Consider the following 13,160-nt stretch of genomic DNA (forward strand, 5'->3'; position numbering starts at 1 on the left):
TGCAACCGCGAAGAGGCCCTAAAACCCAACACACGTCCTCCCATGCCCAGTCACCTCCACAGCCATCACCTAAGCACCCGCTTCCAGGCACTCGACCAGTTCCTGATCGAGCACCAACAGCTGTGGAAACCCCGCCCCTTCACTACCCTGCACCTGGGCTGGGAAACCACCCACCCCGAACTGGCCACCCACCTGCGCCAATGCTCCCTGGCAGACGCCGAAGCCGATAGTACCGCTGACCACTTGCCCGCCCCATTCCCGCAACTGGCCCAGCAAGCCCAGCAGCTCTCCACCCTTGGCAGCCTTCCTCAGAGCGCTCTACCCTCCGCCGCCCACCGTCTGGACGTTGCTGTCCCCGGCCGCAAATGGCAGCAGATCGAAGCCTTCGCCAGCCACCTGGCCTTCCGTGAACCGCCGCAACACTGGCTGGACTGGTGCTCTGGCAAAGGCCACCTGGGCCGCCGCCTGTTGCAACCCGGCCAGCAGCTGACCTGCCTTGAGTACGACGCCGACCTGGTCGCCGCCGGCCAGGCCCTGAGCGCGCACCACCACGTGCCAGCGCAGCATGTGCACCAGGATGTGATGGCCAGCGACAGCGCCCGCCACCTGGCAGGCGACAAAAGCGTGGTCGCCCTGCACGCCTGTGGCGACCTGCATGTACGCCTGATGCAACTGGCCAGCCGGCAAGGTTGCCGGCAGTTGGCCGTAGCCCCCTGCTGCTACAACCGCACAGCCGTGCAGCAATACCAGGCGTTATCCACAGCCGCGCAAGCGTCCAACTTGCAGCTGTCGCTGGACGACCTGGGCCTGCCCTTGAGCGAAACCGTCACCGCTGGCGCCCGCGTGCGGCGCCAGCGCGACACCTCGATGGCCCGGCGCCTGGGCTTCGACCTGCTACAACGCCAGCAGCGCCAGAGCAGCGAATACCTGCCGACGCCGTCGCTGCCGGTAGCCTGGCTGGAAAAGCCTTTCGAGCACTACTGCCGCGACCTGGCAGATCTGAAACAACTGCCTTTGCACGGCAACCCGGATTGGGCCGCCCTGGAGGCCGCGGGCTGGCAGCGCCTGGCCGAGGTACGCAACCTGGAGCGCGTGCGCAACCTATTCCGCCGGCCGCTGGAACTATGGCTGGTGCTCGATCGCGCCCTGTTTCTCGAAGAACAAGGCTATGAGGTGCGCCTGGGCCTGTTTTGCGACTACCCACTGACCCCGCGCAACCTGCTCATCCTTGCGGAACGCGACCGTTAGCCGCAGCACAACCTGTGGATAAGTCTGTGAACAAGCTTGTGATTACCTGTTGGAGCCAAGCGCTATTTCAAGCGCTTGGCTTATTCCAGCTTACGCGTCAAGCCCAACAAAAACAGGCGTTTGCGCAAAGACCAGCGGCGTAGCGATCCGGCATGCCTTTCGCGCAAGTCGGCAATGCCACTTGTGCATAAACATTTCTTGTGGTTGATGCAAGCGCTGTTTGCGCGGTCATTTGTGGGTGTGAGAATTCCCGCGAAGAGCGCCTGACAGGTAACACAAGGCTAATGCCCAACCGCCGTAACGGTGTATCATCCGCCCCCCAAATCATTAAAAAGTGACGTCGCGCGCTGCCCGCCAGCCCCGCGACCTTCTGGCGTTGCGCCAGAACCGACAATGGACCAACGGACTTGACCATCGTGACCCGAGCCACCCCCCTCGCCCTGTTGACCTTCGCTCTGGCCCTGACCGGCTGCACCAACGGCACCGCGCCCCACTCCAACAGCAACCTGGGCTGGAACCACCCCGGCATGCAGCTGGGCGGCGACAACGGCCTGCCCCTGCGCACCGAAAGCCCTTGCCGCAAGCGCGGCTGCGACAATGACAAGCTGTTCTTCAACCCAGGCAAAAGCGAGCCAAGCGTCAACACCATCCACCGCGGCTGGTAAGAAAATTCTCCTTTTGGGCCGGTAACTTAGGTCTTTTGCGAACAATCGCAAGGAAGTGGTTTACAGGCGCCAAACGATCGCTATAATGACGCCCCATTGCCGGTATAGCTCAGATGGTAGAGCAACTGACTTGTAATCAGTAGGTCCCGGGTTCGATTCCTGGTGCCGGCACCATACGCAGTATCAAAAAGGCTCACCGAAAGGTGGGCCTTTTTTGTTTGTACCGTTTTTCTTTGAATACCCACATCAAACACCCTGCACTCGCCAAAAGACTGCAGCCTTCCCCCTCAGCGTGCTCGTGCAATTACTGCAGCGTTTGATTTCGATCAAGCTCCCTGCAGCCATGAGGCATAGCCTGTTTTCAGGCAGCCCTTGAGGGAAGCACCCCATGGCCAAGAAATTCCCCACAAACCCCAGCCATCCCGAGCGTATCTGCTGGGGCTGCGACCTCTACTGCCCAGCCAAAGCCCTAGCCTGTGGCAACGGTGCAGATCGAACAATGCATCCGATAGAGCTGTTTGGCGAGGATTGGGAGAGCTTGGAGGGCCGGCTGGAGAAGCCGGTTGTTCGGGGGCAAGAGGCAGAGCCCGGGTGAAGAAGGGCCGCTGCGCGGCCCATCGCGACACAAGGCCGCTCCTACACTTGACCGTGCCTGATCAGAAGGCAGTGCCAACCGTCAGCGAAAGGTTACGCGGGTCGCCATAGATTGCCCCGGCGTAGAACCCGTACTGGGTGTAGTAGTGCTTGTCGAACAGGTTGTTGGCGTTGAGGCTGACGCTGGTGTCGTCGGTCAGCTGGTACTTGGCCATGGCATTCCAGATGGCATAACCGGACCAGTTCACGTCAGTGGCACCATTGCTCACGCCATTGGTGGGCTGACCTGCCGGGCTGGAAATGGCGCGAATGTTGGTTTGCGCGGTCACGCCTGCGCCCAGGATGAGGCGGTCGAGCGGGCCGCTCAGGCGGTAGGTGGTCGAGGCCTTGAACAGGTGCGACGGGTCGCTGCGACCGTCGCTGTCGACGCGGCGGAAATGCAGATAGGTGTAGCCGGCATACACGTTCCAGTTGGGGCTCAGGGCACCCGCGACTTCCAGGTCGATACCGTCAGTTTCCTGCCCGGAACCGGCCTTGTAGGCATTGCCACCAGTCGGGGTGGTCAGGTCGCCATCCAGCACGGCCTTGTTTTCCTGCTTGGTGCGGAAGTACGCCGCCGAGGCGTTCAACCGGCCATCGAACCACTCACCTTTGATGCCGGTCTCGTAGCTTTGCCCGCGAATCGGCTCGACCTTGCTGCCGCTGCTGGTTTCAGAAGTTTGCGGTGTGAAGATGTCGGTGTAGCTGGCATACACCGAGTAATTCTCGTTGAGGTCGTACACCGCACCCAGGTAAGGGGTGACGATGCCGTTCTCTTCCTGGCTGCTGCGCACGCCGGCCACGCTACGGGTAACGGACGAGTAGTTGCTGGTGCGCACGCCGACGATCACCGACAGCGGGTCGGTGACGCTCAGGCGGGTGGCGGCGTACATACCCTGCAGGCGGGTGGTGGTCTTGCTGTGGCGGCCGGTGCGCGAGGCGAGGATGTCGTAGTCGTCATCCACTCCATTGCGCCAGTCGGTCAGCGGGAAGCCGTTGTTGGCGCGGAACTGGCAACCCAAAGCAGGCGCGCTGGCCATGTCGTCACCGACCATGGTGCAGGAGTATTCCGGCGACCAGCCCACCGTGCGGCTGTTGTTGTAGCCAACCATGGCCTGGTGGGTACGGCCGAACAACTGGAACGGACCGGACAGGTCGATTTGCGCCGATTGCTGGGTGGTGTCGCTGGAGCTGTGCAGGCCATTGAGCACGGCGCCGCTGCCATCCTGGTCCCAGTAGCCGCCGTAGCTGCCACGGCCCGCCGAGTTGACCTTCGCCAGGCCACGGTGGTTCAGGGCTTCGGTAGTGGCCTGGGCGCCTTTCAGGTCCAGGGTCCAGTCGTTGTCGAAGCGGTGCTCCAGCGAGCCGAACGCAGTGCGGGTGGTGTACTCGCCAAAGCTCCAGCTGGGCACCACGTTGGTGCTACGTGGCAGGTCGGTCTTGCTGCCGTCGCGGTACCACAGCGGGATGTTCGCTCCCCAGCCGCCACCAACCACCTTGTTGTACTCGTACTGGTAGCCAGCGCCGAGGGTGGTCGCCTCGTCCAGGTCGAATTCGAAGTTGGCCAGCGCGGCACGGGAGCGCTCGGACTGGTTGTCGCGGAACGAGTTGGCGTCTTGCTGGGTCATCACGAAGCGCGAGCGCAACCGGCCGTCCTCGGACAATGGCAGGTTGAGGTCGGCGCCCAGGCGGCGTTTGTCCCAGCTGCCGTAGGTGGCATAGGCGCTGCCACCAAAGGTCTTGGTCGGTGCCTTGCGGATCAGGTTGACGGTGGCCGACGGGTCGCCGGTGCCGCCCAGCAGACCGTTGGCGCCGCGCACGATGTCGATGCGCTCGTACAGGTCCATGTTCAGCGCATTGCCGCTGCCGCTGAAGTCAGAGCCGCCCTGGGTCTGCAGGCCATCGACCTTCCAGTTGCTGATCGAGTAACCACGGGCACGGTAGTCGGTACGCCCACCCACTTCGGACTTGTTGGCCGTTACCCCCGGCGTGGTTTGCAGCGCCTGCTCGATGGTGTGGATGTCGCGGTCATCCATCTGCTGACGGGTGATGGTGGTGACCGATTGTGGCGTCTGTCGCGGCGTCAGATCGAGGCCGGTGGAGCTGCGAGTGCGCTCGACCGTGTAGCCCAACTGGCCGGCATCGTCGGCTGGCAGTAACGCGCTGTCTTCGATCTGCGTGGCATCCAGCTCCAGGGGTTTACCGTCGGCAGCCATGGCGCCACCGCTGATGGCAACGGCAACGAAGAAGGCCAGCGGCTTGAGACGACTGCCACTTGCGCTGCTGGGGGTGAAGACTTTCGGGGTGCTCATAGCATTCATTTGGGAAGACTTCGTATTTGCAGATGATTTTTTGTTAGGATTCTAGGGATCGGCCCTCCGGGCTCCAGACCCGACATGTACGGGGATGTAATTGAACGTAATGAGCGCCACCGGCCCTCACCGAACAGGTGTTTTTCCGCATGAGCACGACCTTGCTGGTTGTCGATGATGACGACGAGATCCGCGAACTTCTTTGCGATTACCTGAAAGATGCCGGCTACACCGTGTTAGCTGCGGCCGACGGTGAACAGATGCGCGAGCAGCTGGCCCGGCAAAAAGTGGAGCTGGTGGTGCTCGACTTGATGCTGCCTGGCGAGGACGGTCTGAGCCTGTGCCGTCAGCTGCAGGCCACACCTGGGCTGGCGGTGATCATGCTGTCGGCCAAAGGCAGCACGCTGGACCGCATCATCGGCCTGGAGGTGGGTGCCGACGACTACCTCGCCAAGCCCTTCGAGCCACGCGAGCTGATCGCCCGGATCAAGGCCGTGCTGCGTCGCCCGCAACGCCTGGACGCACAGGCCGAAGAGCCCGCCGTGATGGATGCGCAGCTGTTCGCCGGGTTTCGCCTGGAACACGTAAAGCGCCTGCTGACTCGGCCCGATGGCGAGACCCTGACCCTGCCGCGCTCCGACTACCGCGTACTGCGTGAACTGCTGGAAGCCAACAACCGCGTGGTCTCCCGCGACCAGCTGACGCGCAGTGCGTTCGGCCGCGACCACCTGCCCGACGACCGCTCGGTTGACATGTGCGTCAGCCGCCTGCGTCAGCAACTGCGCCGTGCACCGGCGGGGGCCGCGCAAATCCTAACCATCCGCAACGAAGGCTACCTGCTGAGCATCGCCAGCCACGAGGCCGATGCCTGACATGCGCTGGCTTCGCCGGCTGTGGCCACGCACCTTGTTTGGTCAGTTGCTGCTGATCATGGTCAGCGGCACGCTGGTGATTCAGTTGATGTCGAGCAGCATCTGGTTCGATGTGCGTTTCGCCCAGGTGCTCGAGGCGCCCGTACGGCTGGTCGCTGCGCGCAGCGCTCCACTGATTGCCCAGGCCGACTGCCACGGCGGCATGCTGCAGCCGCCAGCCCATTACCAGCTACGCTGCGCCGAAAGCCTGCCCACGCCGGAGCATGACGAGCGCCGCGGGCGCAGGCGCATCGAGCTGTTGCTGCAGCAGGCCCTCAAGTACGAGCTGGGGCATGCCCAGGACGTGCGCCTGATGAAGGTGCAACTGACCGATGAACTGGGCCAGCCGATCGTCTGGCGCAGCTTGTTCGGCCTGCGCACGGCCCAGGCGCATATCCAGTTCGCGGTGCCGTTGGCCGATGGTCACTGGCTGACCGTCGATGGCCAGGAACTGCAGGGTTGGAGCGGCGAGTCGGCTTGGGTGCTGATCAGCGACTACCTGTTGCGGGTGTACGCCCTGCGGATTGTCGCGGTATTGCTGGTGTGCCTGATTGCCGTGCGCCTGTGCCTGCGCCCGCTGCGTCGCCTGGCCGATGCCGCACGCGGCCTGGGCGCTAACCTCGAGCAACCGCCCTTGGCGCTGGATGGCCCGGAGGAAGTGCGTCAGGCGGCGCAAGCGTTCAACGCCATGCAGCAGCGGCTGATAGCCATGGTCAACGACAAAGCCTACTTCCTGGCTGCCGTATCACACGACCTGCGCACACCACTGACCCGAATGCGCCTGCGCCTGGAGCGCCTGCCCGACGACGAACACCGCCAACGCCTGCGGCAGAACATCACACAGATGGACGACATGATCGGCCAGGTCCTCGATTACCTGCGTGCGGGGGAACAGCAGAATTTGCAGCAGGTGGACCTGGACCGGCTGGTGGCGCGCCAGTGTGCGGACCTGGCCTGCGCCGAGGAACCACTGCCAGTACACGGCCAGGCAGGCAGCTTGCGGGTGGATGCCCTGCTGTTGCAGCGTTGCCTGCAAAATTTGTTGGTGAATGCGTTGCGCTATGCCCAAGACATTTCGGTCACGCTGGAGCGAGCGAGCACAGGGGTATTCATCCATATCGACGACCGTGGGCCGGGGATCGCGCCCGCGCTGCTGACGACCATTACCGACCCGTTCGTGCGCGGCGAAGGCTCGCGTAACCAGGCCTCGGGAGGGTATGGGCTGGGGTTGAGCATTGCCCAGCGGATTGCAACCAGCCATGGCGGTGAGCTGATGCTGTCGAACCGTGAGGGCGGTGGATTGCGGGTCAGCATACTGCTCCCCATCTGACGGCGAGCGCTCTGGCATACGCAATCAGGTAATAGTCTTTTACCAATTCCCCAGGTTTTCCCTGCCCCGCCTTTGCCTATCCTATGCCCGGTCATCCTGCCTGCGATGGACCCATGAAACACTCTCTGCCCAGCCGCTACGCCTGCCTCGCGCTCTGCCTTGTCTTCAGCTTCGCCAGCCTACCGCTGCTCGCCCAACATGCCTGGCTGTGGCCAGTAACGCTGATCACCGCATTGCTTAGCCTGGTCGGCCTGAACGACCTGCGACAAAGTCACCACGCGGTACGCCGCAACTACCCGATCCTCGGCAACATCCGCTACCTGATCGAAACTATACGCCCGGAAATCCGCCAGTACCTGATCGAGGGTGACGACGACAAGCTGCCGTTTTCCCGGTCGCAGCGCTCGCTGGTCTACGCACGGGCCAAGAACGAAAGTGCCGAGAAAGCCTTCGGCACACTGAACGATGCCTACAAGCCCGGTTTCGAATTCATCAGCCATTCGATGCTGCCAGTGGCTACGCCAGACCCGGCATCGTTTCGCATTGCCATCGGTGGGCCGCAATGCCGCCTGCCCTATTCGGCCTCGATCTTCAACATTTCGGCCATGAGCTTCGGTGCCCTCAGTGCCAACGCCATCGCCGCGCTCAACCGCGGCGCACGCATGGGCCGGTTTGCCCATGACACCGGCGAAGGCAGCATCAGCCCGTATCACCGTGAACACGGCGGCGACCTGATCTGGGAAATCGGCAGCGGCTACTTCGGCTGCCGCACCGAGGACGGTCGCTTCGACCCACAGCGCTTTGCCGAACAGGCCAAGTCGCCACAAGTGAAGATGATTGAAATCAAGCTCAGCCAGGGCGCCAAACCAGGCCACGGCGGCATTTTGCCGGGGCACAAGGTCAGCCCTGAAATTGCCCAGACCCGCGGCGTGCGCGCAGGTGAGGACTGCATCTCGCCGGCAGCGCACAGCGCCTTCCGCACACCAGTCGAGTTGCTGCAGTTTGTGGCCAGCCTGCGCAAGCTGTCGGGCGGCAAACCTGTAGGCTTCAAGTTCTGCCTGGGCCACCCGTGGGAGTTCATGGGCATTGCCAAGGCCATGCTCGCCACCGGCATCACCCCGGACTTCATCGTCGTCGATGGCAAGGAAGGCGGTACCGGCGCGGCACCACGCGAATTCAGCGACAACATGGGCGTGCCGATGCGCGAAGGCCTGATGTTCGTGCACAACACCCTGGTTGGCCTGAACCTGCGCTCGAGCATTCGCATTGGCGCAGCAGGCAAGATCGTCAGCGCCTTCGACATTGCCAGCGTGTTGGCCATCGGCGCTGACTGGGTCAACTCGGCACGCGGCTTCATGTTCGCCATTGGCTGCATTCAGTCGCAAAGCTGCCATACCAACAAGTGCCCGACCGGCGTGGCCACGCAAGACCCACTGCGCCAGCGCGCCCTGGTAGTGCCGGACAAGGCCGAGCGGGTGGCCAGCTTCCACCGCAACACCCTGCACACCCTGGCCGAGATGCTGGCTGCCGCGGGCCTGGAGCACCCTTCGGAGCTCAAGCCCAAGCACCTGGCACGGCGTATCAGCCCCAGCGAGATCGGGTTGTTTTCAGACTTGCACACCTTCCTCAAGCCGGGCGAATTGCTCAGCGGCTCGATCGAAAGCGAGTTTTATGCACGGATGTGGCGGATGGCGCGTAGCGACAGTTTTGCACCGGAAACCGCAGATGCAACACCGGCTCCGGCAGTAACCTTGCGCCGAAAAGAAACAGCCCCGGCATAGGCCAGGGCTGTTGGGTACATCACATCAGCATCAGAAGATGCTGATCGGGTACTCGACGAATACGCGGACTTCGTTGCCGTCGTCGTTGTAACCGTTCTGCTGCACGGCGTTGTTGGTACGCACGAACGAGCTACGCAGCTTGATGGACAGGTCCTTGGCCGGGCCGTCCTGCACCACGTAACGGATCTGGTTGAAGATCTCGCGCTCTTTACCTTCGCCAAAGCCCTGCGGGTTGGCAACGTTGCGGGTGTTGATGTTGTCACCCACCACGTAGGCCAGCTTGTAGGTCAGGCCCGGAATGCCGTAGGCACCGAAGTCCAGGCCGTAGCCCAGCTGCCAGGAGCGCTCGTCTTCGGCATTGAAGTCGGACCAGTACGAGTTGGCCAGGTAGATGGTCGAACCACCGTCACCCACGCCACCGGCGTTCTGGTAGAAGCCGTAGTTGTAGCCAGTGCTGCCGGTGCTGCGCTGGTGAGCGAGGGTGAACGAGTGGGCACCGTACGCGTAGGTGGCGGCCAGGCTCCAGATGGTGTTGGAGTCGCCGTTCAGGCCAGCGGCTTGTACGTACTTGTGGTCGATGTCCGACTTGTAGCCGTTGAAGTCCAGGGTCAGGGACTGGTCGCTGGCGATCGGGAAGACGTAGTTCAAGCCCAGGTAGTGCTTCTTCATCACGTCTTCGTTGTCGGCGGTGTACAGCGAAGCGGTGAAGTTGTCGGTGAACTTGTAGCTACCACCGAAGACGTTGATCGACTTCAGGCCACCGCTATCACGCCCCTCTGCGCTCTTGCGCGCTTCCTGGGTGAAACGACCGGCGTTCAGTTCCAGGCCCTGGATTTCTTTGGAAGTGATCAGGGTACCGGTGAAGCTTTCTGGCAGCAGACGTGCATCGTCGTACTGCAGCACAGGTAGTGCTGGCATCTGGTCACCGTACTTCAGCACGGTGTTGGAGATGCGGAATTTCACTGCAGCACCACCACGGGCCAGGTTGTGCGGCGAGCTGGCGTTGCCTTCGGCGTTGGTGGTTTCGTGCGGTTTGAAGAAGTCGACGCCGCCGCCACCGTTGTGGCCTTTGCCGCCATCGAGGCGCACCGCGTACAGGCCGAATGCGTCGACACCGACGCCGACGGTGCCTTGGGTGAAGCCGGAGGAGAAGTTGGCGATGAACGCCTGGCCCCATTCGATCTGGTCGTCGGTGCCGTGCTTCTTGTCACGGTTGATGTAGGCGTTGCGCAGGAGGACGTTGGCGTGGCTGTCCTCGATGAAGCCCTTGCTGTCGGCCTGTTCATTGGCCTGTGCCTGGGTCGCGGCGATCATCGCCAAGGCGACCAGGCTGATCCTGGTTTTCAACATGTTGTTTTCCTTATTTCTTAATCAAAAACGCTCTGCAATATGACGCCAGGAACCAACGCCCCTTCGTAGGTTCGACGCTATGCGGATCCAGCCGGGCGGGCCAACCGGTAATACACGGCGGCCCTTGGCAGCAGCTTGGCCAAGATCATGGCCAGCAGGCGTTGGCCGAATCCTAGCCGTGTGCGATTACAAATGTCAAAAAATCGTGAAATGCAGGTTGATATAACCAAAATCACCGGTGAGCCTGGTGCATTTCCATACAGGTTTGCGCTATCAGCGGGCATTTTATCTTGTGTGGGAAAAAGCCTTTTGATCGCACGGACAACTTCCCGTGGAGCCGTTTTCACAGCACAAGGTTGCCCCAACAGGCAAAGTCGCTGCGATCAGGGATGTTACAAACAGACACATATGTAAAGACAAGCCTTTACAAATACCCAAGCAAGAGTAAATAGCAAGCATTACCATTCGCGCCTTTCTTTTCACCTGCCCGGTCCGGATGTGCCCATGCTTGTACCCTGCCGCCTTTCACCCCTGACGCTTGGCCTGTCGCTGCTGTTCAGCGTCGACCTGGCGACTGCCGCCACCACCACGCTGCCAGAGTCGTCGATTACCGCCGACAGCGAGCGCGAGAAGGACAACCCACGGGTCAAGGAGGTAAGCACCGCCACCCGCACCTCGACGCCGGTGCGCTATGTCCCCCAGGCCATCGACACGGTGAAGACCGTCAACGTGCTGGATTACGGCAGCAACACCTTGGGCAAGGCGCTGGAGGGCATCCCCAACGTCAGCAGCGGCGCCGATACCCGCTTCGACAGTGTGCGCATCCGCGGCTTCGAGGCCAGCAACGACTTTTACCTGGACGGCATTCGTGACGACAGCCAGTACATCCGCGACCTGCACAACATCGAGCGGGTCGAGGTGCTGAAGGGGCCTGCGGCGGTGCTATACGGCCGTGGCAGCCAGGGCGGTATCGTCAACCGGGTCAGCAAGGCACCGGAGCCGGGCCGACGCTCGACCCTCGAAGCGCAGGCCGGCAGTGAAGACCTGCGCAGCCTGTATGCCGACCTCAGCGCCGACCCCAGCGACACCGTCAGCCTGCGCCTGAACATGGGCAACCAGGACAACAACAGCTTCCGCGATGGTGTTCACGGCAGCCGCCAACTGTTCGCCCCGTCGATCAGCTGGCAGATCAACCCCGACCTGAACTGGCTGGTGCAATACGAATACAGCCGTTACAACCGCACACCCGACCGGGGTATCCCCGGGGTCAACGGCCGCCCGGCCGACGTGAGCCGCGGCACCACCTACGGTGACCCGCGCGACTATATCGATGATCACGCCCAGTCCCTGCGCTCACGCCTGAACTACCAGCTGAACGAAACCTGGCAGCTGCGCCATACCCTGGGCCTGTTCAAGCTCGACAGTGAGTTCGACAACACCTATGTCGTCGGCTACAACGCCGGCACCAACACCGTGACCCGCCAGCGTTGGCAGCAGGACCTCAACACCCGCAACCTGTTCAATAACCTGGAGGCCGAGGGCGACTTCGACACCCTGGGGTTGGAACACAAGCTGCTTGTAGGCCTGGAGTTCGGTAATCAGCGGCGTGACCCTCTGCTGTACACCGCCTTGCCTGTTGCGAAGGGTGGCCAGGCGGTTCCAGGCCTGGACCTGAACAACCCCGACCGCAGCCAGCAGCACAATGGCCCTATGACGGTGTCGAGTGACAACCACACCGTGGTCGATAGCCGTGGCCTTTACCTGCAGGACCAGATCCGCCTGAACGATCAGTGGCAGATCCTTGCTGGGGTACGCTTCGACCAATTCGATGTGCAAACCACCAACAAAGATGGCGTGCGCGAACCACAGGACAGCAACAGCACCAGCCCGCGCCTGGGCGTGGTCTACACGCCGTGGCGCGACCATTCGTTCTACGCTTCGTGGAGCAAGACCTTTTCGCCGGTGGGCGGCGGCCTGATCGGCATCACTCCAGATGCGCCGGGCAACGGCAACGACGCCAAGCCGGAAGAAACCCGTCAAAAGGAAATCGGCGTGAAGAGCGACTGGCTCGACCAGCGCCTGACCACCACCTTGGCCATTTACGAGCTGGAGCTGTACAACCGCCGCACCCGCGACCCGCTGATCCCGGAAAACATTTTGCTCAGCGGCCTGCAGCGTTCGCGCGGCATCGAGCTGACCGCCACCGGCAATATCGTTGGCAACTGGTATGTACGCGGCGGCATCGGCCTGCAGGACGCCATCATCGTCAAGGACAACAACGGCCAGGAAGGCAACCGCATCAATGACGTGGCCAAGCGCAACGGCAGCTTGTTCGTGACCTGGAAGCCAGAGCTGGGCTGGTACGCTGAAACCGGCCTGACGTTGGTGGGTGAACGTTATGCGGACAACCAGAACACCACGGTATTGCCGGGGTATGGCCGTTGGGATGCATTGGCGGGGTACCGCACCCATGACTGGGATGTACGGGCGGCGCTGAGCAACATTGCCGACAAGACCTACTACAGCTCAGCGACCAGTGCGGCGCAGATTCAGGTAGGGGACCCGCGTAGCCTGGTGGTGACGGGTAGCTACAGCTTCTGATCTTGGTTGACTGCACCGGCCTCTTCGCGGGCATGTCCGCGAAGAGGCCGGTGCAGGTAGAACCGATTCGATCAGTGCCACACCGCCATCAGCGCCTGCATTTCTGCTTCGCTGATCAGCCCCTGGGGGTATCGCCCGGCAAGCAGACGTCGTGGGTCGGTCGTCCTGACCCTGATGCTTCCATGGTGTTTCAACCACTTCGCCACAACCCTGAGCGATTGGTGATTCACTGCCGATGGGCGCAAAGCCGACTCACTTGCTACGTTCATGTCCACACGTACTCCCTGGCCCGTGAGCGGCTAATTTACGTAAGTATTGTTACAGATCAG

General features: G+C 62.2%; 10 protein-coding genes and 1 tRNA gene. 8 read left to right on the plus strand and 3 right to left on the minus strand.

Features of this window, described 5'->3' with window-relative positions:
- Positions 1–42: 42 nt before the first annotated feature.
- The 4 genes from APH35_RS03665 to APH35_RS03680 all read left to right on the plus strand — a co-directional run bounded on the left by APH35_RS03665 (position 43) and on the right by APH35_RS03680 (position 2,508).
- A complete protein-coding gene (locus APH35_RS03665) occupies positions 43–1,248 on the plus strand; it encodes a methyltransferase (protein ID WP_060493528.1) in 1,206 nt (401 codons plus the stop codon).
- A gap of 416 nt (positions 1,249–1,664) precedes the next feature.
- Complete coding sequence (locus APH35_RS03670; protein WP_060493557.1) at positions 1,665–1,913, plus strand: hypothetical protein; 249 nt, start codon at positions 1,665–1,667, stop codon at positions 1,911–1,913.
- Positions 1,914–2,011: 98 nt separating this feature from the next.
- Positions 2,012–2,087 (plus strand) — tRNA-Thr (locus tag APH35_RS03675).
- Between the two features lie 214 nt (positions 2,088–2,301).
- Positions 2,302–2,508, plus strand: a complete 207-nt coding sequence (locus APH35_RS03680) for a DUF3079 domain-containing protein (protein WP_012270079.1) — start codon at positions 2,302–2,304, stop codon at positions 2,506–2,508.
- 61 nt (positions 2,509–2,569) lie between these two features.
- On the opposite strand, the gene APH35_RS03685 is transcribed toward APH35_RS03680, so the two are convergent.
- Positions 2,570–4,858, minus strand: a complete 2,289-nt coding sequence (locus tag APH35_RS03685) for a TonB-dependent siderophore receptor (protein ID WP_156341190.1) — start codon at positions 4,856–4,858, stop codon at positions 2,570–2,572.
- Between the two features lie 149 nt (positions 4,859–5,007).
- Here APH35_RS03685 and APH35_RS03690 point away from each other — a divergent pair, with 149 nt between their 5' ends.
- The 3 genes from APH35_RS03690 (at position 5,008) to APH35_RS03700 (ending at position 8,880) form a co-directional block, all read left to right on the plus strand.
- A complete protein-coding gene (locus APH35_RS03690) occupies positions 5,008–5,730 on the plus strand; it encodes a response regulator (RefSeq protein WP_060514223.1) in 723 nt (240 codons plus the stop codon).
- 1 nt (position 5,731) lies between these two features.
- Positions 5,732–7,099: an ATP-binding protein gene (locus tag APH35_RS03695; RefSeq protein ID WP_012270076.1), complete on the plus strand. Its 1,368-nt coding sequence runs from the start codon at positions 5,732–5,734 to the stop codon at positions 7,097–7,099.
- Between the two features lie 113 nt (positions 7,100–7,212).
- Entirely contained in the window at positions 7,213–8,880 is a 1,668-nt protein-coding gene (locus APH35_RS03700) for an FMN-binding glutamate synthase family protein (RefSeq protein WP_012270075.1), read from the plus strand.
- A gap of 30 nt (positions 8,881–8,910) precedes the next feature.
- Here APH35_RS03700 and APH35_RS03705 read toward each other — a convergent pair whose 3' ends face one another.
- On the minus strand, positions 8,911–10,230 hold the full coding sequence (locus tag APH35_RS03705; RefSeq protein WP_012270074.1) for an OprD family porin: 1,320 nt from the start codon (positions 10,228–10,230) through the stop codon (positions 8,911–8,913).
- Between the two features lie 504 nt (positions 10,231–10,734).
- On the opposite strand from APH35_RS03705, the gene APH35_RS03710 reads away from it, so the two are divergent.
- Positions 10,735–12,831, plus strand: coding sequence for a TonB-dependent receptor (locus tag APH35_RS03710; RefSeq protein ID WP_060514224.1), 2,097 nt, complete (start codon positions 10,735–10,737; stop codon positions 12,829–12,831).
- Between the two features lie 71 nt (positions 12,832–12,902).
- On the opposite strand, the gene APH35_RS29230 is transcribed toward APH35_RS03710, so the two are convergent.
- Positions 12,903–13,100: a hypothetical protein gene (locus APH35_RS29230; protein WP_012270072.1), complete on the minus strand. Its 198-nt coding sequence runs from the start codon at positions 13,098–13,100 to the stop codon at positions 12,903–12,905.
- Positions 13,101–13,160 lie beyond the last annotated feature (60 nt).

The organism is Pseudomonas sp. NBRC 111132 (genome assembly GCF_001320565.1).
GTDB classification, from domain to species: domain Bacteria; phylum Pseudomonadota; class Gammaproteobacteria; order Pseudomonadales; family Pseudomonadaceae; genus Aquipseudomonas; species Aquipseudomonas putida_P.